Annotated in this window: 19 protein-coding genes; 6 read left to right on the top strand and 13 right to left on the bottom strand. The window is 61.3% G+C overall.

Annotated elements, in window-relative coordinates:
* Positions 1–386: 386 nt before the first annotated feature.
* Entirely contained in the window at positions 387–1,022 is a 636-nt protein-coding gene (locus BFQ00_RS05760; protein ID WP_065932871.1) for a TetR/AcrR family transcriptional regulator, read from the bottom strand.
* Between the two features lie 93 nt (positions 1,023–1,115).
* On the opposite strand from BFQ00_RS05760, the gene BFQ00_RS05755 reads away from it, so the two are divergent.
* From BFQ00_RS05755 to BFQ00_RS05745, 3 genes are all read left to right on the top strand, one after another.
* A complete protein-coding gene (locus tag BFQ00_RS05755; protein WP_065932870.1) occupies positions 1,116–2,216 on the top strand; it encodes an efflux RND transporter periplasmic adaptor subunit in 1,101 nt (366 codons plus the stop codon).
* Between the two features lie 6 nt (positions 2,217–2,222).
* Complete coding sequence (locus BFQ00_RS05750; RefSeq protein ID WP_065932869.1) at positions 2,223–5,282, top strand: efflux RND transporter permease subunit; 3,060 nt, start codon at positions 2,223–2,225, stop codon at positions 5,280–5,282.
* A gap of 128 nt (positions 5,283–5,410) precedes the next feature.
* Complete coding sequence (locus tag BFQ00_RS05745; RefSeq protein ID WP_065886070.1) at positions 5,411–5,632, top strand: hypothetical protein; 222 nt, start codon at positions 5,411–5,413, stop codon at positions 5,630–5,632.
* 62 nt (positions 5,633–5,694) lie between these two features.
* Here the strand turns inward: BFQ00_RS05745 and BFQ00_RS05740 are convergent, their stop codons facing one another.
* The 3 genes from BFQ00_RS05740 to plsB are packed head-to-tail and all read right to left on the bottom strand — an operon-like array spanning position 5,695 to position 9,364.
* Positions 5,695–6,384, bottom strand: a complete 690-nt coding sequence (locus tag BFQ00_RS05740) for a DUF4197 domain-containing protein (RefSeq protein ID WP_065886071.1) — start codon at positions 6,382–6,384, stop codon at positions 5,695–5,697.
* Between the two features lie 22 nt (positions 6,385–6,406).
* On the bottom strand, positions 6,407–6,808 hold the full coding sequence (locus BFQ00_RS05735; RefSeq protein WP_065932868.1) for a YbaY family lipoprotein: 402 nt from the start codon (positions 6,806–6,808) through the stop codon (positions 6,407–6,409).
* A gap of 51 nt (positions 6,809–6,859) precedes the next feature.
* Positions 6,860–9,364 carry a glycerol-3-phosphate 1-O-acyltransferase PlsB gene (gene plsB / locus BFQ00_RS05730; protein ID WP_065893345.1) on the bottom strand — a complete coding sequence of 835 codons (2,505 nt, stop codon included), beginning with the start codon at positions 9,362–9,364 and terminating at the stop codon, positions 6,860–6,862.
* 179 nt (positions 9,365–9,543) lie between these two features.
* Here plsB and BFQ00_RS05725 point away from each other — a divergent pair, with 179 nt between their 5' ends.
* Positions 9,544–9,753 carry a cold-shock protein gene (locus tag BFQ00_RS05725; protein WP_065886074.1) on the top strand — a complete coding sequence of 70 codons (210 nt, stop codon included), beginning with the start codon at positions 9,544–9,546 and terminating at the stop codon, positions 9,751–9,753.
* A 131-nt stretch (positions 9,754–9,884) separates the two neighbouring features.
* Here the strand turns inward: BFQ00_RS05725 and BFQ00_RS05720 are convergent, their stop codons facing one another.
* The 4 genes from BFQ00_RS05720 to BFQ00_RS05705 all read right to left on the bottom strand — a co-directional run bounded on the left by BFQ00_RS05720 (position 9,885) and on the right by BFQ00_RS05705 (position 15,090).
* Positions 9,885–10,262, bottom strand: a complete 378-nt coding sequence (locus BFQ00_RS05720; protein WP_065932867.1) for a hypothetical protein — start codon at positions 10,260–10,262, stop codon at positions 9,885–9,887.
* 53 nt (positions 10,263–10,315) lie between these two features.
* Positions 10,316–11,125: a putative RNA methyltransferase gene (locus BFQ00_RS05715; RefSeq protein WP_065932866.1), complete on the bottom strand. Its 810-nt coding sequence runs from the start codon at positions 11,123–11,125 to the stop codon at positions 10,316–10,318.
* Positions 11,125–12,276: a succinyl-diaminopimelate desuccinylase gene (dapE, locus tag BFQ00_RS05710; RefSeq protein ID WP_065886077.1), complete on the bottom strand. Its 1,152-nt coding sequence runs from the start codon at positions 12,274–12,276 to the stop codon at positions 11,125–11,127. The genes BFQ00_RS05715 and dapE overlap by 1 nt, the downstream gene beginning before the upstream one ends.
* Positions 12,277–12,498: 222 nt before the next feature.
* The gene (locus BFQ00_RS05705) at positions 12,499–15,090 is read right to left on the bottom strand and encodes a glycosyltransferase (protein WP_065932865.1); all 2,592 of its coding nucleotides are present in this window, start codon (positions 15,088–15,090) and stop codon (positions 12,499–12,501) included.
* Between the two features lie 217 nt (positions 15,091–15,307).
* Here BFQ00_RS05705 and tcdA point away from each other — a divergent pair, with 217 nt between their 5' ends.
* Positions 15,308–16,117 carry a tRNA cyclic N6-threonylcarbamoyladenosine(37) synthase TcdA gene (gene tcdA / locus BFQ00_RS05700; RefSeq protein WP_065886454.1) on the top strand — a complete coding sequence of 270 codons (810 nt, stop codon included), beginning with the start codon at positions 15,308–15,310 and terminating at the stop codon, positions 16,115–16,117.
* A gap of 117 nt (positions 16,118–16,234) precedes the next feature.
* Here tcdA and BFQ00_RS05695 read toward each other — a convergent pair whose 3' ends face one another.
* From BFQ00_RS05695 to BFQ00_RS05680, 4 genes are all read right to left on the bottom strand, one after another.
* Positions 16,235–16,648: a SufE family protein gene (locus BFQ00_RS05695; protein WP_065932864.1), complete on the bottom strand. Its 414-nt coding sequence runs from the start codon at positions 16,646–16,648 to the stop codon at positions 16,235–16,237.
* Complete coding sequence (locus BFQ00_RS05690; RefSeq protein ID WP_065932863.1) at positions 16,645–17,850, bottom strand: aminotransferase class V-fold PLP-dependent enzyme; 1,206 nt, start codon at positions 17,848–17,850, stop codon at positions 16,645–16,647. The genes BFQ00_RS05695 and BFQ00_RS05690 overlap by 4 nt, the downstream gene beginning before the upstream one ends.
* Positions 17,851–17,919: 69 nt before the next feature.
* Entirely contained in the window at positions 17,920–18,954 is a 1,035-nt protein-coding gene (gene dapD / locus BFQ00_RS05685) for a 2,3,4,5-tetrahydropyridine-2,6-dicarboxylate N-succinyltransferase (RefSeq protein WP_065896954.1), read from the bottom strand.
* A 31-nt stretch (positions 18,955–18,985) separates the two neighbouring features.
* Entirely contained in the window at positions 18,986–19,294 is a 309-nt protein-coding gene (locus BFQ00_RS05680) for an arsenate reductase (RefSeq protein WP_240998947.1), read from the bottom strand.
* A gap of 268 nt (positions 19,295–19,562) precedes the next feature.
* Between BFQ00_RS05680 and BFQ00_RS05675 the strand changes: the two genes are divergently transcribed.
* A complete protein-coding gene (locus BFQ00_RS05675; RefSeq protein WP_065932861.1) occupies positions 19,563–21,206 on the top strand; it encodes a Na+/H+ antiporter in 1,644 nt (547 codons plus the stop codon).
* Here the strand turns inward: BFQ00_RS05675 and BFQ00_RS05670 are convergent.
* Positions 21,199–21,942 carry a M12 family metallopeptidase gene (locus BFQ00_RS05670; protein WP_165386128.1) on the bottom strand — a complete coding sequence of 248 codons (744 nt, stop codon included), beginning with the start codon at positions 21,940–21,942 and terminating at the stop codon, positions 21,199–21,201. The genes BFQ00_RS05675 and BFQ00_RS05670 overlap by 8 nt on opposite strands.
* Positions 21,943–21,988: the final 46 nt, after the last annotated feature.

Genomic DNA, 21,988 nt, shown 5'->3' with positions numbered 1-21,988 from the left:
GCTTACTTTTGCGCTTTTCAAAAGTGAGCCGCTGTAAAAGCGGAACCCTAAGTAGCCGTTACCGCAGAAACGGATATGTACTCGATCTGATCCAGCATCCTGGTCGGTCCGGACGCCGCCATCGGGGGCAAGCCCCCTCCCACATTGGACCGGGATCGACACTAACATCCTGGTCGGCCCGGATGCCGCCATCGGGGGCAAGCCCCCTCCCACATTGGACCGGGATCGACACTAACATCCTGGTCGGTCCGGATGCCGCCATCGGGGGCAAGCCCCCTCCCACATTGGACCGGGATCGACACTAACATCCTGGTCGGCCCGGATGCCGCCATCGGGCGCTAGCTCCCTCGCCACATGCCGGTGTCATATCAAAGCTGCGTAGATACCTACGCCCCATACGCCCGCATAAACAACCCCACCACCTCCCGAACATGCTCTTCGGCCGCTTCTTCGCTCAGTTCCCCCCCGCAGCCATACAGCAAACGGAAATTCGCCGTGCCCTTGAGCAGGCAAAAAAAGTGCTCCGCGGCCTTGAAGGGTTTGTCGATGCTCAGGGCGCCGCCCTGGTCAATCTTGCCGAGCAGGCGCTCCATGCCCTGCAGCATGCGCATGGGGCCGGCTTCAAAGAAGATCTGTGAGAGTTTCACGTCCTGATTGCCGGTGGTCATCATCAAACGATGCAGATTCACCGACTCCTCACTGTTGATCAACCGATGGAAGCCCCGCGCAATGTTCAGCAACACGGTCTCCACCGGCATGCCTGCAGGCAGCTCAAAGTACATCACCGGCAATTGCTCTTCACATTTGGCCACCACCGCCGCGGTGAACAGGTTCTCCTTGTCGGTGAAGTGGCTATAGACGGTGAGTTTCGATACCCCGGCCGCAAGGGCGACGGCGTCCATGCTGGTGTTCGCGTACCCCTTGCCCAGGAACAGCGATTTGGCGGCATCGAGGATCGCCTGGCGTTTTGCCATGTCCTTGGGACGCCCGGGACTATTGGTGTTTACAGGATTGTCGGACATTTTCACCTTTAATACTGGACTGGCGAGTTTGGTATTAATAACATACCGGCCAGTATAATTATTCCAAGCCTCATTTGCGAAAGGTCCCACAGCATGCGCAGCACTTTCCTGCCCTTTGCGTTGCCTGTCAGTCTGATCTTCCTGTTGGCCGCGTGCGGCCATGAAGAAGCGGCCCCCACTGCCCCTCGCCCGGCCATGGTGGTACAACCCCAGCCCCTGGCGCAGTCGGTGGACAGCTATCCCGGTGAAGTGCGCGCCCGCTATGAGCCGGACCTGGCCTTTCGCATCGCCGGCAAAGTCAGCAAGCGCCTGGTGGAGGAAGGCGAGCGGGTCAAGGCCAACCAGCCCCTGGCCGAGCTCGACCCACAGGATGTACGCCTGCAACTGGAAGCCACCCGTGCCCAGGTGGCTGGCGCCGAGGCCAACCTGAGCCTGGTGCGCGCCGAGCGTGACCGCTACAAGACCCTGATGGACCGTCAGATGGTCAGCCGTTCCCAGTACGACAATTCCGAAAATCTCTATCGAGCCGGTGTGGCACGCCTCAAGCAGATCAAGGCTGAGTTCGACGTGTCCAGCAACCAGGCCGGGTATGCCGTGCTGCGTGCGCCCCAGGACGGTGTCGTTGCCAAGCGTGCGGTGGAAGTGGGCCAGGTCGTCGCCGCCGGCCAAACCGTGTTCACCCTGGCCACCGATGGCGAGCGTGAAGTGGTGATCAGCCTGCCGGAGCAAGGCTTCGGCCGCTTCAAGATCGGCCAGCCGGTCTCGGTTGAACTGTGGAGCCAGCCGGATCAACGCTTTGCCGGACGCATTCGCGAGCTCTCGCCCGCCGCCGATCCGAAGTCGCGCACCTTCGCCGCACGGGTGGCATTCACTGGCGGCAAAGTCCCTGCCGAACTCGGGCAAAGCGCTCGGGTATTCATTCCGGTCGACGGGGTAATGCCACTGTCGGTGCCGCTGTCTGCCCTGAGTGCGGAGAACGGCGCGTCTTATGTCTGGCGTGTGGCGCCGGACAACACCCTCAAGCGCATCCCCGTGCGCATCGGCGCGTTTGGCGAAAAGAGCGTGCCGGTACTGGAAGGCCTGGCGCCCACCGACTGGGTGGTTGCGGCGGGCGTGCATGTGCTCCATGAGGGCCAGCAGGTGCGCCCGGTGGATCGCGCCAACCGCGTGGTGAATCTGGCGGCCAAGGAGTAGTCCCCGATGGGTTTCAATCTTTCCGAGTGGGCGTTGCGTAATCGCCAGATTGTACTGTTCCTGATGATCCTGCTGGCGGTCGTCGGCACCTTGTCCTACACCAAACTGGGACAAAGCGAAGACCCTCCCTTCACCTTCAAGGCCATGGTGATCAAGACCAACTGGCCGGGGGCAACCGCCCAGGAAGTGTCACGCCAGGTCACCGAGCGCATCGAGAAAAAGCTCATGGAGACCGGCGAGTACGAGCGCATCGTCTCGTTCTCGCGGCCCGGCGAGTCCCAGGTGACCTTCATCGCGCGTGACGCCATGCACTCGGCGCAGATTCCCGAGCTGTGGTACCAGGTGCGCAAGAAGATCAGCGATATCCGCCAGACCTTGCCGCCGGATATCCAGGGGCCGTTTTTCAACGATGAATTCGGCACCACGTTCGGCAATATCTACGCCTTGACCGGTGACGGTTTCGATTACGCCGTGCTCAAGGACTACGCCGACCGTATTCAGATTCAGCTGCAACGGGTGCCGGATGTGGGCAAGGTCGAGCTGCTCGGCCTGCAGGACGAGAAGATCTGGATCGAGCTGTCCAACCTCAAGCTCGCCACCCTCGGCCTGCCACTGGCCGCTGTGCAGCAAGCCTTGCAGGAGCAGAATGCGGTGTCGACCGCCGGCTTCTTTGAAACCCCGAGTGAACGGGTGCAACTGCGGGTGTCGGGCAACTTCAAGAGCGTGGAAGAGATCCGTAACTTCCCTATTAGGGTAGGGGACCGGACTTTCCGGATCGGCGATGTGGCCGATATCCACCGTGGTTTCAACGACCCACCGGCACCGCGCATGCGTTACATGGGCGCGGACGCCATCGGCCTGGCGGTGGCCATGCGTGAAGGCGGCGATATTCTGGTGCTGGGCAAGGCACTGGAGCGTGAATTCGCACGCTTGCAGAAGAACCTTCCGGCGGGCATGGAATTGCGCAAGGTTTCGGATCAGCCCGCAGCGGTGAAGACCAGTGTCGGCGAATTCGTCCAGGTGCTGGCCGAAGCCTTGGCCATCGTGTTGCTGGTGAGCTTCTTTTCCCTGGGTGTACGCACCGGCATGGTAGTGGCCCTGGCGATTCCGCTGGTGCTGGCCATGACCTTTGCCACCATGTATTACCTGGGTATCGGCCTGCACAAAATTTCCCTGGGCGCCCTGGTGCTGGCCCTGGGCTTGCTGGTGGATGACGCGATCATCGCGGTGGAGATGATGGCGATCAAAATGGAGCAGGGCTACGACCGGATCAAGGCCGCAAGCTTCGCCTGGACCAGTACCGCCTTCCCCATGCTGACCGGCACGTTGATCACCGCCGCAGGCTTTTTGCCGATTGCCACCGCGCAATCGAGTACCGGCGAGTACACCCGGTCGATCTTCCAAGTAGTGACCATTGCTTTATTGGCCTCATGGGTCGCTGCGGTGGTGTTTGTACCGTACCTGGGGGAAAAGCTGCTGCCGGACCTGGCGAAAATACATGCGGCCAAGCACGGCACCGACGGTCCGGACCCCTACGGCACGCCCTTCTACCAGCGTGTAAGACGTTTGGTGCAGTGGTGTGTACGTCGGCGCAAGACGGTGATTGTCCTGACCCTGTTGCTGTTTATCGGCTCGGTTGGGCTATTTCGTTTCGTACCGCAACAGTTCTTCCCGGCCTCGGGTCGCCTGGAGCTGATGGTCGACCTGAAACTGGCCGAAGGCGCTTCCCTGAGCAACACCGCCGACCAGGTCAAACGCCTCGAGACCTTGCTCAAGGCACACGCCGGCATCGACAACTACGTGGCCTACGTGGGTACCGGTTCGCCGCGTTTCTACCTGCCGCTCGACCAGCAACTGCCGGCTGCCAGCTTCGCGCAATTTGTGGTGTTGGCACACACCATCGAAGAACGCGAAAGCCTGCGCACCTGGCTGATTGAAACCCTCGACGAACAGTTTCCTGACCTGCGTTCGCGCGTTACCCGCCTGGAGAATGGTCCGCCCGTGGGCTACCCGGTGCAGTTTCGCGTGACCGGCGAGCACATCGAAGAAGTCCGCGCATTGGCGCGCAAAGTCGCGGCCAGGGTTCGCGAGAATACCCACGTGGTCAATGTGCACCTGGACTGGGAAGAGCCGAGCAAGATCGTCTATCTGAATATCGACCAGGACCGCGCCCGGGCGCTTGGCGTGAGCACTGCCAACCTGTCGAAATTCCTGCAAAGCTCCCTGACCGGCTCCACCGTCAGCCAGTACCGGGAGGACAACGAGTTGATCGAGATTCTCCTGCGCGGCACCGTCCATGAGCGCACCGAGTTGTCGCGGCTGCCAAGCCTGGCGGTACCGACCGACAACGGCAGAAGTGTGGCCCTGGCGCAGATTGCAACCCTCGAGTATGGCTTTGAAGAGGGCATCATCTGGCACCGTAACCGCCTGCCGACGGTGACCGTGCGCGCCGATATCTACGGCAAGGAACAACCCGCGACCCTGGTCCAGCAGATCCTGCCGACTCTGGAAGGCGTGCGCGCCGAGTTGCCTGACGGCTATTTGCTGGAAGTCGGTGGCACGGTTGAAGACTCTGCGCGCGGACAGAACTCGGTGAAGGCCGGCGTGCCATTGTTCATCGTGGTCGTGCTGACCTTGCTGATGCTGCAACTGCGCAGCTTCTCACGCACGGCGATGGTGTTTCTGACCGCGCCCCTGGGCTTGATCGGCGTCACGTTGTTCCTGCTGGTGTTTCGTCAGCCGTTTGGTTTCGTGGCCATGCTCGGCACGATTGCCCTGTCGGGGATGATCATGCGCAACTCGGTGATATTGGTGGACCAGATCGAACAGGACATCAAGGCGGGGCTGACGCCATGGCAGGCGATCATTGAAGCGACTGTTCGGCGTTTCCGCCCGATCGTTCTGACGGCACTCGCGGCGGTGCTGGCGATGATTCCACTGTCACGCAGTGTGTTCTTCGGGCCGATGGCGGTTGCAATCATGGGCGGGCTGATTGTGGCGACGGCGCTGACGCTGCTGTTTCTACCGGCGCTTTACGCGGCGTGGTTCAGGGTCAAACAGGAATGACGCTGATTATGGCGAGGAACGTTTCTTAACGTTTCGCCACTCATGGACTACCTGATGACAGGTATTCGGTCCGACGGTCTTCACGCCGTCTGGCCGGATCTCAAATCTGATGATTCAAGGAGTAACCCATGGGACTATTCATCGGTAAATCGTTGAGCGTTTCGGTCAACAGCAGCTTTGGTGGCGGCAACTGCGCCAAACCCAAACCACCGGCAGATGACTGCAACGACAAATGCAAACCCAAGCCCGACTGCAATGGCGGTGGCGTAGGCGGCGCAATCAAGTTCGGCGTAAGCGTGATGCCACTGGGCGCGGTGATCTTTGGCGGGCTGGGCGCCAAGCTGTTTTAAAGGTGTGGTAGGCGCTCCCGGGCAGGTGATCCTTCCCCACCTGCTCGGGTGCACAGAGGCGTTTACAGGGCGCCGAACACTTTCTTGGCGAGGCTGGTGGCGGCCGCTGCCGGATTTTTGCGAATCGTTTCTTCCTGCTGCGCGATCATCTTGAACAAGCCGTCCAGCGCCTGTTCGGTCACGTAGTTTTCAACGTTGGCGCTTTTGGCGTCCACTGCACCAAACGCCGCCGCCTTGCCGGCCAGGGCATTGTACTGCTGGGCCACGCCGACCTTGTCGGTTGCAGCCTTGACGATGGGCAGGAACTTGGCGCGGATCTGTTCGCGACTGCTGGTGTTCAGGTATTGGGTGGCGGAATCCTGACCACCGCTGAGGATGCCCTTGGCATCGGTCACGCTCATGTTTTTCACGGCATTGACCAGGATCGGCTGAGCCTGGGTCACGGCGGTTTCCGCCGCTTTGTTCATACTGGTTTCCAGCTGGGTGACTTGATCGCCCATGCCGAACATCTTCAGCTTGTCAGCGATCTTGCCCAGCTTGCCCGGCAGGCCGATTTTGACCTCGGGGTTATTGCTGAAACCGCCTGGCGTGCCCAGTTGTTTCACGGCGATCTGGGCGCCCTGGGTCAAGGCATCCTTCAGCCCGCCACTGGCGTCGCCCTGGGACAGGCTGCCAAGGTCCAGCGCCATCGCGTTGGCACCCAGCAGCAGTCCGGTGAACAGGGCAGTGAGGCGAAGAGGGTTACGGAGCATGGGCGCTTCCTTATGATTGAATTCAGTGGGCTACCGCGTCGACACGCAAGCGCAGTGGCTGTGGGTCCTGGCCATTGAGCTGTACCGCATGGCGCTGCGTGGTGGTGAACAGTAGCTTGCCATCCACCTCGATGCGAGCGCTGACCGAGTAGCTGTGGCCAGGCTTGACCTGCGCCGGGTCATAGCTCAGGTGAAACGGCAGCGGCACCTGGCCTTTGATCGGGCCTTTCTGTTCGGCGAGGGTCACGGCCGGGGCGTCCATCAAGGACACGTCCTGCAGGCTGACGCTCAAGGTGGCGGCAGGCGGCAACGCGATGCGTTGCAGGTAGAACACTTCGCCGTCGAGGCTGGCCTTTGGGGCGGGTGTCATGGATTGACAGGCTCCGAGCAGGGCCGTGAGGCCCAGGAGGATGATCTTTTTCATGGTGCAGCTCCTTTTCAACGGCGCCGCAAACTTCCCGGCGCCTTGTTCAATCTAGCGGGTTTGCGCGGGGTCCACCGCTTGCTCGGCGGCGCCATCGACGCGATGCAGCGCCACCTGGCGAATCGACAGGCGAATGTCCGCCGGCAGTACGCGTTTGGCCGCGCCTTCCGCCAGTTCACCGAGCAAGTCGCGATAGCTCAGCTTGCCGGCTTCGTCGCGGCGCAGCACATCTTGCTCCAGCAAGGTCTGGATGAAATGTCGGAAAAGGCTCTTGTCGAAGAATTCCGGGGCATTGAGGCCATGCAGGATCGACAGGCGCTGGGCCATGATTGTGCACAGGTCTTCCAGCTCTTCGGCGCTGATGCTGTTCTGACCGCTGTTGAGCAACAGCGAAATCGCCATGTAGAAGCGTTGCAAGGTCTGGGCGATGCTCTTGGACAGCAGCGTCAGCAGTACAAAATGCCGCGAACTCGGCGCCGCGCGCAGATACACGCCGTTTTCAAAACGCAGCAGGCCCTGTTCGACAAAGGCCTCCAGCCACTGATCGACCACGCCATCGAGCTCTTCCAGTGACCAGCGGATAAACAGCTCCGATTGCAGGTACGGATAGAGCGCCTGGGTATAGCGCAGGATCTGCTCGCGGCTCATCCGCGAACTGCTCTGGAAGAAGCTCGCCAGCAGCGCCGGCAGGGCGAAGATGTGCAGCACGTTGTTGCGGTAATAGGTCATCAGGACGGCATTTTGCTCATCCAGATAGACAATCTTGCCCAGGGCATCGCTTTGCTCCGACAGCAGGTCCATGTCCTTGACGTGCTTGATCAGCGCCAGGCCATCGCCTTCCGGCAGGGTGGTGTGGGGTGAATAGGGCACGCGGCGCAGCAGCGCCAGGTACAGGTCCAACTGGCGGGCCATGGCTTGTTCGTCCAGGGCCAGGCGGGTGGTCGACAGCAGCGCCAACGCCACCAGGTTCACCGGGTTCACCGCGGCGGCTTCGTTGAGGTGGCGGGCCACCTTTTCGCTGAGGCGGTGGGTGGTTTCATTCAGCCACGCCGGCTTGAAGTTCGGGCCCAGTTCCTGGGCGCGCCAGTCCGGTTGCTCGTGGTCGAGAAACTCCGCCAGCTTGATCGGCTCGCCGAAGTTGACCGCCACCTGGCCGAAGCGCTGCTTGAGCGCGCCGACGACTTTGAAGATATCGAAGATCGACTCTTTCTTCTTGCTCGCACCGCGCAGTTCGCCCAGATAGGTGCGGCCTTCGAGCACACGTTCGTAGCCGATGTACACCGGCACGAACACGATGGGCATGCGCGAAGAGCGCAGGAAACTGCGCAGGGTGATGGCCAGCATCCCGGTTTTCGGCTGCAGCATGCGACCGGTGCGCGAGCGTCCGCCTTCGACGAAGTACTCCACCGGGAAGCCCTTGGTAAACAGGGTGTGCAGGTATTCGTTGAACACCGAGGTGTACAGCGGGTTGCCCTTGAAGGTACGGCGCATGAAAAACGCACCGCCACGGCGCAGCAGGCTGCCGATCACCGGCATGTTCAGGTTGATGCCGGCGGCAATGTGCGGCGGGGTCAGGCCATTCTTGAACAGCAGGTAGGACAGCAGCAGATAGTCGATATGGCTGCGATGGCACGGCACGTAGATCACTTCGTAGCCTTGGGCAACCTGTTGCACGCCCTCGATGTTATTGACCTTGATGCCGTCGTAGATCTTGTTCCAGAACCAGCTCAGCACCACTTCCAGAAAACGGATCGCCGTGTAGGTGTAGTCCGAGGCGATTTCGTTGCCATAGCGCAGGGCCAGGGCCTTGGCTTTTTCCGGCGAAATCTTTTCGCGCTCGGCTTCATCGGCGATCGCCTGGCGCACCAGGGGCATATTGACCAGACCCTTCACCAGGTTGCGCCGGTGGGACAGGTCGGGGCCGATCACGGCGGTCTTGAGGTTACGAAAATGCACACGCAGGATGCGCTGGGCCATTCTTACGGTGCGTTCGTGCCCTTTATTGTGCTCGATCAATTCACGCAAGTTGATGGGCGCGGAGAATTGCACGCGGGTCTTGCGACCGAGGATCAGGATGCTCAACAACCGGCGCAGACGCCCGGTGACCGCCCAACTGTCGGCGAACAACAGCTTCCAGGGGCTGGACTCGCTTTCGGGGGATTGGCCCCAGAACACGCTGACCGGAATGATTTGTGCATTCTCTTCGGCATGTTCGCTCAGGGTGTTGACCAGGCGCGTCAGGGTGGGCGGTGCGCCGCGCTTGTCCTGGCGGCCGAGCCAGTCCGGATCCGGCGTGAGGTAGAAGAACGCCGCGGGTTCCATCAACGGGCCCACCGAGACCGGCAGCACCGGGCGCGGCAGGCCGGCCTTGGTGCACTCGGCATCGACCACGGCCAATTCGGTCATTGAGGGCGATTGCAGGACGTAGAACACCGGCCGGCTGCGGTCCAGGTTAAGGGTTAGGGACGACTGGTTGATCGTCTCCGAGCGAACCCAGAGATACAACAGTCGGCGCAAGGTGCCAAACACCAGACGGCGGAACGGGGAGCGGGTCATAGGCGAACTGCTTCAAGTGGAAAAAACCGAGCAGGCGCTCGGGCGGGTAGTGTGCCGTATTCACCGAAAATCGGCAAAAAAGCAGCGATGTAAAGTTGAGTGGATGGTTTTTGAACCTGTCTTATACTCGGCAGTTCAACGCCAGCGACTCAATAATAAAAACCAGTGGGAGTGAACAGATGACAACGCGCGAAACCGGCAACGTGAAGTGGTTCAACGATGCAAAGGGCTACGGCTTTATACAGCGTGAAGATGGCAAGGATGTGTTCGTGCACTACCGCGCCATTCGTGGTGACGGGCACCGCTCGTTGGCCGAGGGCCAGCAGGTGGAGTACGCCGTGGTGACCGGCGAGAAAGGCTTGCAGGCGGAGGATGTGGTGGGCCTGTAAATTCACCACTGAACCCCTGTGGGAGGGGGCTTGCCCCCGATTGCAGTGTGTCAGTCACCAGCTATATTGACTGAGCCACTGCTATCGGGAGCAAGCCCCCTCCCACATTTGATTGGGTTCGGCGCCCAGGGTCAGGCGGTTTTCCAGGTGATCTCTTCTTCACCGTCGGCACTGATGCGCATCCAGCGGTCAGCACTTTCCTCGCCCTCTTCCTCGACCCAGGTCCCCGGCGCGCAGCGCACTTCAACATTCAATGCGGCAAACGCGGCGCGGGCGCAGGCGATGTCGTCGTCCCATGGGGTCTGGTCGCTTTCCAGGTACAGGCTGTTCCACTTGCCCACGGCTTTTGGCAGCCAGGTCACCGGCACATTGCCGGCCTTGCACTTGTAGGTCTGGCCCTTCTGGACCCAGTCGGTGCATGGGCCCAGGGCGGCGCCCAGCCAGGCGGCGATGGCCTTGTAGTCGACGTCGGCGTCCTTCAGGTAAATCTCGATATCGGGTTGGCGCATGGATGTTCCTCGTTGCGGGATTCGAAAATCCATTCGCGGGTGCTGAAAAAAGGTTATTGAAGCACGAAATAATCGTAGCGCATCGACACCGTGACCTGCAGCGGCTCGGCGGCTTCGATGACCTCGCTGCGCCGCTCGGCACTGGCGCGCCAGCCGTGCGGGGTCATGGCCAGCAGGTTGGCGCGGTCCCCGGGTTCGGCCAGGCTCAGGCTGAACTCAAGGGTTTCGCTGTGTGCCAGGTGCATGCCATCCGGTACCAGGGCCAGGTGTTTGTCGTCGGTGTACTCGCGCACTTCGTCGTACAAGCGCTCGCGCAACTCCATCAGATGGCCACGTGTCGGACCGACCTTCATCAGGCCGCCGCCCGGGCTGAGCAGGCGCTTGGCTTCCTGCCAGTCCAACGGGCTGAACACGCTGGCGAGAAACTGGCAGCTGGCGTCTGCCAACGGTACACGGGCCATGCTGGCGATCAACCAGGTCAACGCCGGGTTGCGCTTGCACGCACGCTTGACCGCTTCCCTGGAAATATCCAGGGCGTAGCCGTCGGCGTGGGGCAGGGCCTCGGCGATCTGCGCGGTGTAGTAACCCTCGCCACAGCCGATGTCCACCCAGCGTTGCGGTGCGCGCTCAGCGGCCAGTTCAGCCAGGCGCCTGGCCACCGGGGCGTAGTGGCCGGCGTTGAGGAAATCACGGCGTGCCTCGACCATGGCGAGGTTATCGCCTGGGTCGCGGCTGTTCTTGTGCTGCACCGGCAGCAGGTTGAGGTAACCCTGGCGTGCGCGGTCGAAACGGTGCCCGGCGGGGCAGGCCACGCCATTGTCCACCGCAGTGAGCGGGGCAGTGCAGAGGGGGCAGGCAAGCATCAGGCGAGCAACTTGATCAGGGTCTGGTAGTAGATTTCGGTCAACACATCAAGGTCGCTGGCAAGGATGCGCTCGTTGACCTGATGGATCGTCGCATTCACCGGGCCCAGCTCGACCACCTGGGTGCCCAGGGTCGCGATGAAACGGCCGTCGGACGTACCGCCACTGGTAGACGCCTTGGTCTCGCGCCCGGTGATCGCCTTGATGCTGGCCGATACCGCGTCGAGCAGTGCGCCCGGCTCGGTGAGAAAGGGCAGGCCCGACAGCGCCCAGTCCACATGCCAGTCCAGGCCATGTTTATCCAGAATCGCGGCGACCCGCTGCTGCAAGCCTTCCACGGTGGACTCGGTGGAGAATCTGAAATTGAACACCGCCGTCAGGTCGCCGGGAATCACGTTGGTGGCGCCGGTGCCGGAATTGAGGTTGGAGATCTGGAAACTGGTCGGCGGGAAGAAGGTGTTGCCGTCATCCCAATGCTCGGCGGCCAGTTCAGCCAGGGCCGGCGCGGCGAGGTGGATCGGGTTCTTCGCCAGGTGCGGGTAGGCCACGTGGCCCTGTACACCGCGTACGGTCAAGGTGGCGCCGAGGGAGCCGCGACGACCGTTCTTGACCACGTCGCCCACCAGGGTGGTGCTCGACGGTTCGCCGACGATGCACCAGTCCAGGCGCTCCTTGCGCGCGGCCAGGCGCTCGATTACGGCCTTGGTGCCATGGTGCGCCGGTCCTTCTTCATCGCTGGTGATCAAAAAAGCCACCGAACCCTTGTGGTCCGGGTAATCCCTGACGAAGCGCTCCGACGCCACCAGCATCGCCGCCAGGCTGCCTTTCATGTCCGCCGCGCCACGCCCGCACAGCATGCCGTGCTCGTCGATCAGCGCGTCGAACGGGTCGTTCTGCCAGGCCTGCACCGGGCCGGTGGGGACCACGTCGGTGTGGCCGGCGAAGCACAGCACCGGGCCGTCATGTTGGCCATGGGTAGCCCAGAAGTTATCCACGTCCTCGATGCGCATCGGCTCGAGCGCGAAACCGGCGTCGCCCAGGCGCTGCATCATCAGCTTCTGGCAATCGGCATCGATCGGCGTGACCGATGGGCGACGGATCAGGTCGATGGCGAGTTGAAGGGTCGGCGAAAGGTCGGCATGGGCCGTCATGGGAAACTCCGGAAATCGAGACAGCGACGTTCTAATGGTAGGAGCGAGCTTGCTCGCGAAAAACGCAAGGGCACCGCGTGCATTCAGGGTGCCCGCTTCATCGTTAACGATTTTCGCGAGCAAGCTCGCTCCTACAGTGATGTGTGCAAGGCGTGTAAAACGGCCGTTATCTTATAGCAAAACGGCGGCCAGAGGCCGCCGTTTAGTGCATGACGCAAGTTTTTACACCGCCGTGACAGGCTCGGCCTTCGGTGCCGGTTTTGGCAGCGACGACAGAAACGCCATGATCAACGCGGCCACATACGGCAGCGACTGCACCAGCAGCATCACCACCCAGAAGCGCATGTCATTGCTCGGCAGGCCTTGCACCAGGTAGATGCCCAAGGCTGCGCCCCACAACAGCAGCATGATGAACATTTCTTCGCGGGCCTCGGAAATCGCCACCCAGAAACCATGGTTGTCGGCGTTTTTCGGTGTACGAAAGAACGGAATGCTGGTGGTGAAGAAACCGTACAGCACCGCCTTGGCGATGGTGTGCGACAACGCCAGGCCGGCCAGGGCCGCGCAGAAGGCATCCTTGAGGTTTACCCCGACCGCACGGCGGTACAGGAAGATGATCTTGCCCACCTTGAACACGAACAGCGCCAGCGGCGGGATCGCGAAGATCAGCAACGGCGGATCGACGCGGGTCGGCACGATGATCATCGCCGCCGACCACAGCAGCGCGCCGACGGTGAAGAAGATGTTCATGCCATCGGCCACCCACGGCAGCCAGCCCGCGAGGAAGTGATAGCGCTGGCCACGGGTCAGCTCGGTGCCTTTGCCGCGCAGCAGGCTGGCGGTGTGGCGCTTGATGATCTGGATCGCACCGTAGGCCCAGCGGAAACGCTGTTTCTTGAAGTCGATAAAGGTATCCGGCATCAGGCCCTTGCCATAGCTGTCGTGGTAATACGCCGCCGACAGGCCTTTCTCGAACACGCGCAAGCCAAGTTCGGCGTCTTCACAGATGCACCAGTCGGCCCAGCCCAGTTCCTCGAGCACCGAGCGACGGGTCATGGTCATGGTGCCGTGCTGGATGATCGCGTCACGGTCGTTGCGGGTGACCATGCCGATATGGAAAAAGCCTTTGTATTCCGCGTAGCAGAGCTTCTTGAAGGTGCTTTCGTTCTGGTCGCGATAATCCTGCGGCGACTGCACCACGGCGATTTTCGGGTCGGCGAAGTGCGGCACCATGTGCTTGAGCCAATTGGGCGACACGCAGTAATCGGAGTCGATCACCGCAATCACTTCGGCGTCCTTGGCGGTGTGCGGGATCAGGTAGTTCAGCGCGCCACCCTTGAAACCGGCCAGGGGCGCGACGTGGAAGAACTTGAAGCGCGGACCGAGGGTCTGGCAATAGTCGCGCACCGGCTCCCACACCGCCGGGTCCTTGGTGTTGTTGTCGATGATCAGGACTTCGTAGTCCGGGTAATCGAGCGCCGCGAGGGCGTCGAGGGTCTGTTTGACCATCTCCGGCGGCTCGTTGTAGCACGGCACATGGATCGACACTTTGGGGCGGTAGTCCGATTCCCCCTCGACCGGCAGGAATTCACGCCGGCGCTTGTGGGTCCACACCGCTTCGGCCAGTTCGTGGGCTTCGGTCAGCAACACGATAAACACGCCCAGGGCGCCGAGGGCCAGGAGGATGCCGACGGTGACGCTGAACCAGGTGCTGTATTGCTGGCTGTAGTCGTAGCCGATCCACACCAGTACCGAACCGCACAGGAACGCGATAAACGTGAGGAAGGTGCGGCCACGCTGGCGCAGGGCCGAACCGTCGATCATCAACAACGTCAGGGACAGCAGGGCCAGCACCACCGAGCCGATGGCCAGTACGCGCCATTGCGGGATGGCGACCACCGGGCCTTCAAAGTTGAATTTCTGCTGGCGCGCGGCGTTGAACACGCCCCAATAAGCGCCGGCCGAGCCTTCGTCGCTGACCTTCCAGGGCTGGTCGAAGGCTTCGATGACGAAGTAGTTGAACCCTTGGCGGTTCAGTTTGTTAACCAGTGTGCGCAGGTAAACCGCCTGGTCCGCTGGCGACGTTTCATTGCCACCGCGCATGCGCCCGTTGCTCGGCCAGCCAACCTCCGACAGCAGCAGCGGCTTTTTCGGGAACAATTTCTTCAGATCCCTGGCGCGGTCGAGTACGTACTGGCCGGCCTTGTCCATCGGAATGAATTCCCAGAACGGCAGGATGTGCGCGGCAATCAAGTCGACGTGCTTGGCCAGTTGCGGGTTCTTTTCCCAGATGTGCCATTGCTCGGAGGTGGTCACCGGCACTTTCACGGCGGCACGCACGCGGTCGAGCAGCACGATCAGGGCTTCGGGAGTGATTTCCTCGCGGAATAACGCTTCGTTGCCGACCACCACGCGCACGACGCTGCGCGAAGTGTTGGCGATCTCGATGGCGCGCTGGATCTCGCGTTCATTGCGTTCCAGGTCCGGGCTGATCCAGATCCCCAGGGTCACGCGCAGGCCGAACTCTTCCGCCAGCTTGGGGATGTCCCCCAGGGTGCCATCGACCGAGTAGGTACGGATGTTGTCCGTCAGCTTGCTCATGATCGCAAGGTCCTGACGCATCTGCTCGTCAGTGGGGTACTGGTCTTTCTGAGGGTATTGGCCTTGTTGAAACGGCGAATAGGAAAACCCCGAGATCTGCTCGGGCCAGTTGGGAGCGGTGACCGGGCGGTTGATCAGCGCCCAGAAACCGGTGAACAGCGCGGCAATTGCCAGCACCACCACCAGGTTGAGTCCAAATTTACGCGATGCCATGGTTATGTCGGGTTCCAAAGGGTGTGGAACGAAAAGAGGTGTCGGCCTACGCCAACCGGCGCGCATCCTACACTGGCCTTTCCCTGAGCGTACAGCAAGCCGAGAAAAACCGGACATTGGGCAGCGAAAGTGCATCTAAGTTCTTAACTTGTAGCTGATGGCTTAAAACTTGTCGCTGCGTAGCCCATAATGCGCGCCGGTTTTTAGGGTAATGGTCATGAGCACAGAAGATCCGCGGTTTGCAGGCGTCGCCCGCTTGTATGGCATTGAAGGCCTGGAACGCTTGAAAGCGGCCCATGTGGCGATCGTCGGTGTCGGCGGCGTGGGCTCGTGGGCGGCGGAAGCCATGGCCCGTTGCGGGGTGGGCGAGATTTCGCTGTTTGACCTGGACGACGTCTGCGTCAGCAACAGCAACCGCCAGTTGCATGCACTGGACAGCACCGTAGGCAAACCCAAGGTTGAAGTAATGGCCGAACGCCTGCGCAGCATCAACCCGGCGTGCACGGTGCATGCGGTGGCGGACTTCGTGACACGTGACACCATGGCCGAATACATCACGCCAGACATCGATTGCGTGATCGACTGCATCGACGCGGTCAACGCCAAGGCGGCGCTGATCGCCTGGTGCAAGCGCCGCAAGATCCAGATCATCACCACCGGTGGCGCCGGCGGGCAGATCGATCCGACGCTGATCCAGGTGTGTGACCTCAACCGCACCTTCAACGACCCGCTGGCCTCGAAAGTGCGCTCCACCCTGCGCCGTGACTACGGTTTTTCACGCACGGTGACCCGCCATTACAGCGTGCCGTGCGTGTTTTCCACCGAGCAACTGCGCTATCCCAAGCCGGACGGCAGCATCTGTTTGCAGAAGAGTTTTGTCGGCGATGGGGTCAAGCTTGACTGCGCGGGAGGGTTTGGCGCGGTGATGATGGTCACCGCTACGTTCGGCATGGTGGCGGCGACCAAGGCGGTGGACAAGATTGTGGCCGGGGTGCGCAGGCCGTCGGAGCGGGTCAAGCCCACCTAGACCCCACTACCTTGCACACATCAAAATGTGGGAGGGGGCTTGCCCCCGATAGCAGTGGGTCAGTCAACTTATCCAGTGACTGGCACTCAGCTATCGGGGGCAAGCCCCCTCCCACATTTAGTATTGTGTACGGCTTAATTCGCGCATGCGCTGCAAGACGGCATTCAGGCCATTGCTGCGCGACGGTGATAACTGGCGCGACAAGCCCAGTTGATTGAACCAGTCAGGCAGGTCAACCGCTTGCAATTGATCAGTCGCCAAGCCATTGACCCGGGCCAGCAGCAACGCCACCAACCCACGAATCATCCGCGCATCGCTGCTGGCGGCAAACTGCCAATGGCCGTCCTGCAAGTGGCCCACCAGCCACACCAGGCTTTCGCAGCCGTGTACCAGGTTGGCGTCGACCTTGTCTGCGTCCGCCAGCACCGGCAGTTGCTCGCCCCATTGCATCAACAGGCGCGCACGCTGCTCCCAGCCGCCTACGGCCTGGAACGCCTCCAGTGCTGCCGTTGCGTCGGTTGGCAAGCTCATCGCAGCATGTCCAGTGCCTGGTCCAGCGCTTCAAAGAAGCGCTCCAGGTCATCGGAATCGTTGTACAGCGCGAGGGACACGCGAATCGCCCCGGATAAGTGCATGGCCTTGAGCAACGGCATTGCGCAATGGTGCCCGGCGCGCACGGCAATTCCTTGCTCGGTCAGGAGGTGGGCGAGGTCGGCGTTATGCACGCCTTCCACCACAAAGCTGGCCAATGCCACTTGCGGCGATCCGAGTATGCGTATGCCATTGCGTGCTTTGAGCCCACGTAGCAGGTAGTCGTGCAGCGCTGCTTCATGGGCGATGACGGCGGGCTGATCCAGCGAACGGAGGTAGTCCAGGCTCGCCCCCAGGCCGATCACGCCGGCAATCGGCGGCGTGCCGGCTTCAAACCCCAGCGGGGCAGGGCGGAAACTGGCGCTGTGGTAGTCCGCCTGTTGCACCATCTCGCCGCCGAACTGCCAGTGGCGCAGGTGATGCAGGGCTTCGTGGCGACCGTATAGCACGCCGACACCGTCCGGGCCGTAGAGTTTGTGACTGGAAAATACATAGAAGTCGCAGCCCAGGGCCTGCACGTCGTGGCGGCCATGGACGATGCCTTGCGCGCCATCTACCACAGTAAGGGCGCCGTGCACCTTAGCCATTTTTGACAAGGCTTCCAGCGGCTGCCACGCGCCGAGCACGTTGGACAACTGGCTCACTGCCAGCAACCGCGTGCGCGGGCCGATCAAAGTGGCGGCGGCTTCAAGGTCAATCACGCCGTCATCGTCCAGAGGTAATACCACCAGCGTGAGCGCGCGACGTTTTGCCAGCTGCTGCCAGGGCAGCAGGTTGGCGTGGTGCTCCAGGGCGCTGATGGCAATCTCATCGCCCGCATTGAATAAATGCTCCAGGCCATAGGCCAGGAGGTTCAGCGCAGAGGTTGCGCCGTGGGTAAACACCACCTGCCCGCTGTCGCCCGCATTCAACCACTGCGCCACCTTGCTGCGACTGTCTTCAAACGCCTGGGTCGCATGGGCTCCCGGCAAATGCTGGGCACGGTGCACATTGGCGGCGCCATTGGCGTAGTAATGGCTGATCGCGTCCAACAGGGCTTGAGGTTTCTGCGTGGTAGCGGCGCTGTCCAGGTAGGTCTGGTCTTGCCGTTGCAGGGTGGCGATGGCTGGAAAGTCAGCGCGCCAGGGGGAGGGCACAAGCATGATGTTCAAAACTCGTATAAGCGAGCCGCAACCAAAGGTGCGACCCGCCAGGGGGCATCGAGTGGCTGCTTAGTTGTGAGCGTGCAGCGCTTCGTTCAGTTCGATGGCCGATTTATGGGTTTTGCACTCCACGGCACCGGTCTCGGAGTTGCGGCGGAACAGCAGGTCCGGCTGGCCGGCCAGTTCACGCGCCTTGACCACTTTGACCAGTTGGTTCTTCTCGTCCAGCAACGCAACTTTGGTCCCGGCGGTCACATACAGGCCGGACTCCACGGTGTTGCGGTCGCCCAATGGGATACCGATACCGGCATTGGCGCCGATCAGGCAGCCTTCGCCGACCTTGATCACGATGTTGCCGCCACCCGACAGGGTGCCCATGGTGGAGCAGCCGCCGCCCAGGTCGGAACCCTTGCCGACGAACACGCCCGCCGATACACGGCCTTCGATCATGCCCGGGCCTTCGGTGCCGGCGTTGAAGTTGACGAAACCTTCGTGCATCACGGTGGTGCCTTCGCCGACGTAGGCGCCCAGGCGCAGGCGGGCTGCGTCAGCGATACGCACACCGCTCGGCACCACGTAGTCGGTCATTTTCGGGAACTTGTCCACCGAGAACACTTCCAGCAGCTCGCCCCGCAGGCGCGCTTCCAGCTGGCGTTCGGCCAGTTCAGCGATATCGATGGCGCCCTGGCTGGTCCACGCCACGTTCGGCAGCTGCGGGAACACACCCGCCAGGCTCAAGCCGTGAGGCTTGACCAGGCGATGGGACAGCAGGTGCAGCTTGAGGTAAGCCTCAGGCGTGGAGGTCAGTGCGGCGTCTTCGGCCAGCAGCGTCGCGACCAGCGGAGTGTGGCTCTCGGCGAGCCGATTGAGCAGCGCGGCTTGGGTCGCATCGACATTTTTGAGCGCATCAGCCAATTGCAGCGCCTGGCTGATGGTGAACGTGATCGCTTGATTACCTTCGGTGTAACCCAGGATCGGCGCGATGGCCGCGACGATTTCAGCCGACGGGTTGAGCAGGGGCTGTGCGTAAAACACTTCCAGCCAAGCGCCTTGGCGGTTCTGAGTGCCGACGCCGAAGCCCAGGCTGAACAGGGAATGGGACATGCTGTTACCTCTACAAAAATGGAAGGCTGGCCTACTTGAGGGCCGCCGAATAACTATCTGGCTTGAAGCCAATCAGGGTTCTGTCACCGAGATCGAGCACCGGGCGCTTGATCATCGAGGGTTGTGCGAGCATCAACTCAATGGCTTTCGACTGATCGAGATCGGCTTTGCGTTCGTCTTCGAGTTTGCGAAAGGTGGTGCCTGCACGGTTCAAAATCACCTGCCAACCGTGCTCGTTGCACCATTGGGTCAAGTGTTCGCGGTCGATACCGGCCGTTTTGTAGTCATGGAACTCATAGGTCACCGCATGCTCATCGAGCCAGGTGCGCGCCTTTTTCATGGTGTCGCAGGCTTTGATGCCGAAAAGGTGCAAGGTTTTGCTTGAAGCGGTCAAGGAATTGCCCTCCTCTGGACGAATGAAAAATGGAAGATCGCGGATTATGCCACGCCCGGCGCGTTTCGGCTCCGCTCGTCAGCAGGATGCGACGTTTGTGTAAGCGCCAGTGCGCGGTACAGGCGGGTAACATAGCGGAGTAATAAGGCACTTCAACGGCCAGTTGTTGCCTGATGTGTGTCATTGCAAGTCGATTGTCCGGGAACCCCGCGTTATGCAAACCGCCTACACCGTTCTTATCCTGCTGATGCTGGTCAGCGTTTCGCGCCTGGTCGGGCGCATTATCCCACTGCCGTTGCCGTTGCTGCAGATTGCCGCCGGAGCCCTGCTGGCCTGGCCTACGCTGGGCCTGCACGTGGCGCTGGACCCGGAGCTGTTTCTGTTCCTGTTCTTGCCGCCGTTGCTGTTTTCCGATGGCTGGCGCATGCCCAAGCGTGAATTGTGGCGCTTGCGCGGGCCGATCCTCACATTGGCGGTGGGGTTGGTGCTGTTCACCGTGGTCGGTGCCGGCTACTTCATCCATTGGTTGCTGCCCTCGATTCCCTTGCCCGTGGCCTTCGCCCTGGCAGCGGTACTGTCGCCTACGGACGCCGTGGCGGTGTCAGCCATTTCGCAGAATCGTTTGCCCAAGCCGCTGATGCACATGCTTCAGGGCGAAGCGTTGATGAATGACGCATCGGGCCTGGTGACCTTCAAATTTGCCCTGGCGGCGGCGTTGACCGGTGTGTTTTCGCTGGCCGATGCCAGCCTGACTTTTGTACTGGTGGCTGTCGGCGGGCTGGCGATCGGGGTGGCGTTGAGCTGGCTGGTCGGCCGCCTGCGCGCCTGGATGATTGCGCGGGGCTGGGATGACCCGGCAACCCATGTGGTGTTCATGTTGTTGCTGCCCTTTGCTGCCTACGTACTGGCCGAGCGCCTGGGCGCGTCGGGCATTCTCTCGGCGGTGGCGGCAGGCATGATGCAAAGCTGGCTCGACCTGTTGCCGCGCCAGACCAGCACGCGCCTGCTCAACCGCAGCGTGTGGTCGCTGCTGGAGTTTGCCTTCAACGGCTTGATCTTTTTGCTGCTCGGCCTGCAACTGCCGGACATCATCAAGGCGGTAGTCAGCCATGAAACCACGCTGTGGCCCACCTTGATGTATCGCTGCCTCGAGGTGATGGCGATCTTCCTGGTGCTGGTGGTATTGCGCTTTATCTGGGTGCAGAGCATCTGGCGGTTGTCGGGTCTGCTGCGCAGGCTGCGCGGCAAAAGTGCGCTGACCCTGGTGCCGACGGCCCGTTCCTGCTGGTTGTTGACCGTCGGCGGTGTCCGCGGTGCGGTGACGCTGGCGGGTGTAATGTCGGTGCCCTTGCTGCTGGCACCGGGCCAGAATTTCCCCGAGCGTGACCTGCTGATCTTTATCGCTGCCGGGGTCATCCTGTTATCCCTGGTCGCTGCCTGTATCGCCCTGCCATTGCTGCTGCGGGGTGTCGAGAAAGGCCCGGATGAGAAGCGCCATAACGAGGTGCGCGAGGCCTGGAAAAAGACTGCCGTGGCGGCGATCCATGCGCTGGAGGTCGAAGAACCCGCCGAAGCCGAAACGCCGGACGCCGCTCAAGCGGCATTGGCCGCCGAGCTCAAGGCCCGACTGATGGCGGAGTATCGTCATCAGTTGGACGTCTTCAATGACTCGGCCGAGGCTCAGGCACTGGCGCTGCAAATGGATCAGTTGGAGCGCAGGCTGAGGCTCAAGGCACTACGCGCGCAGCGCCTGGAACTCTACCGTTTGAGTCGCCAGCACCAGATTGGCGACGATGTACTGCGCGAAGTATTGGCGGACCTGGACATGAGCGAAGCGAACTTGGGAAGTGTCAAGTAGTGGTGGGGCTGATCATTGCCCGGATACCTGAATTGAGCAGTTTGCCCACGAGGGTTTTATCTTCTGGATAAAGCGACTGCATGAACTTTTTGTCGTCTTCAGACAGTTTGAAGTTACGCGGGATGGGGGTGCCACTGTTGAGCCTTGAAGCAGGAAAGCCATAGTGCATGATGGATTTTTCATCATGGTTTGCAGAGGCCTGTACCTGGTGACGTGAAAAAGTCCTGACGATATCGTTATCGGCCTCATAGCTGAATCGCCCCCGTTCTTCGTATTCGTCGTAGATGTTCTCCCTGTTCAAGTCCAATGTCCGGTCAGGGTGCTGATGCTCATGTTTGAGGCCCAGGGCATGGCCGAATTCATGCTGGATTGTGGCGGCAATACTAGCGTCAGACCGTGTGAAGCTGATGCCCATGGTGGGCCTGGACAATGGAACCTTCTTGGCGTCGGTACCCACTTTTGACCATCCAGGGCCATTGTCATTGTCTGCCGTGATGCGTATATCGCCGTCGGGACTGTCAATGAACTTGAAGTAGAGATTGGTGTGCGGGGCCCATTTGTTGATGTTGTGCTTTACCAGATCCTTTTGTTCCTGCGTCATGTTCAGTCGCGAGAGGGTCAGCACCGAATGTTGAGGCCATAGTTTGTCCGGCATGGCGACGCCGCGTTTACTTCTACTCAGAGGTGCGCTCATGACATGCGCAGGGGCGGGGTTGGCTGGAATCGTGAGGGGCATGTCTTTCACCTGAGCGTGTGTACCAGATGAACGTGGGTGGAGCATT

Origin of the sequence: Pseudomonas sp. 28 E 9, from assembly GCF_900004785.1 — a bacterium.
GTDB classification, from domain to species: Bacteria; Pseudomonadota; Gammaproteobacteria; order Pseudomonadales; family Pseudomonadaceae; genus Aquipseudomonas; species Aquipseudomonas orientalis_A.
Note: the sequence above shows the minus strand (reverse complement) of the source record. Positions and strands in the feature narration are given on the sequence as shown.

Bases quoted from the DNA above. Each gene is read 5' to 3' on its own strand.
- BFQ00_RS05720 (WP_065932867.1), bottom strand. From the start codon at position 10,262: ATGCGCCAACCCGATATCGAGATTTACCTGAAGGACGCCGACGTCGAC.
- BFQ00_RS05760 (WP_065932871.1), bottom strand. From the start codon at position 1,022: ATGTCCGACAATCCTGTAAACACCAATAGTCCCGGGCGTCCCAAGGAC.
- dapD (WP_065896954.1), bottom strand. From the start codon at position 18,954: ATGTCCCATTCCCTGTTCAGCCTGGGCTTCGGCGTCGGCACTCAGAAC.
- BFQ00_RS05715 (WP_065932866.1), bottom strand. From the start codon at position 11,125: ATGCTTGCCTGCCCCCTCTGCACTGCCCCGCTCACTGCGGTGGACAAT.
- plsB (WP_065893345.1), bottom strand. From the start codon at position 9,364: ATGACCCGCTCCCCGTTCCGCCGTCTGGTGTTTGGCACCTTGCGCCGA.
- BFQ00_RS05675 (WP_065932861.1), top strand. From the start codon at position 19,563: ATGCAAACCGCCTACACCGTTCTTATCCTGCTGATGCTGGTCAGCGTT.
- BFQ00_RS05750 (WP_065932869.1), top strand. From the start codon at position 2,223: ATGGGTTTCAATCTTTCCGAGTGGGCGTTGCGTAATCGCCAGATTGTA.
- dapE (WP_065886077.1), bottom strand. From the start codon at position 12,276: ATGACGGCCCATGCCGACCTTTCGCCGACCCTTCAACTCGCCATCGAC.
- BFQ00_RS05680 (WP_240998947.1), bottom strand. From the start codon at position 19,294: ATGAAAAAGGCGCGCACCTGGCTCGATGAGCATGCGGTGACCTATGAG.
- BFQ00_RS05695 (WP_065932864.1), bottom strand. From the start codon at position 16,648: ATGAGCTTGCCAACCGACGCAACGGCAGCACTGGAGGCGTTCCAGGCC.
- BFQ00_RS05745 (WP_065886070.1), top strand. From the start codon at position 5,411: ATGGGACTATTCATCGGTAAATCGTTGAGCGTTTCGGTCAACAGCAGC.
- BFQ00_RS05670 (WP_165386128.1), bottom strand. From the start codon at position 21,942: ATGCCCCTCACGATTCCAGCCAACCCCGCCCCTGCGCATGTCATGAGC.
- BFQ00_RS05705 (WP_065932865.1), bottom strand. From the start codon at position 15,090: ATGGCATCGCGTAAATTTGGACTCAACCTGGTGGTGGTGCTGGCAATT.
- tcdA (WP_065886454.1), top strand. From the start codon at position 15,308: ATGAGCACAGAAGATCCGCGGTTTGCAGGCGTCGCCCGCTTGTATGGC.
- BFQ00_RS05725 (WP_065886074.1), top strand. From the start codon at position 9,544: ATGACAACGCGCGAAACCGGCAACGTGAAGTGGTTCAACGATGCAAAG.
- BFQ00_RS05755 (WP_065932870.1), top strand. From the start codon at position 1,116: ATGCGCAGCACTTTCCTGCCCTTTGCGTTGCCTGTCAGTCTGATCTTC.
- BFQ00_RS05735 (WP_065932868.1), bottom strand. From the start codon at position 6,808: ATGAAAAAGATCATCCTCCTGGGCCTCACGGCCCTGCTCGGAGCCTGT.
- BFQ00_RS05690 (WP_065932863.1), bottom strand. From the start codon at position 17,850: ATGCTTGTGCCCTCCCCCTGGCGCGCTGACTTTCCAGCCATCGCCACC.
- BFQ00_RS05740 (WP_065886071.1), bottom strand. From the start codon at position 6,384: ATGCTCCGTAACCCTCTTCGCCTCACTGCCCTGTTCACCGGACTGCTG.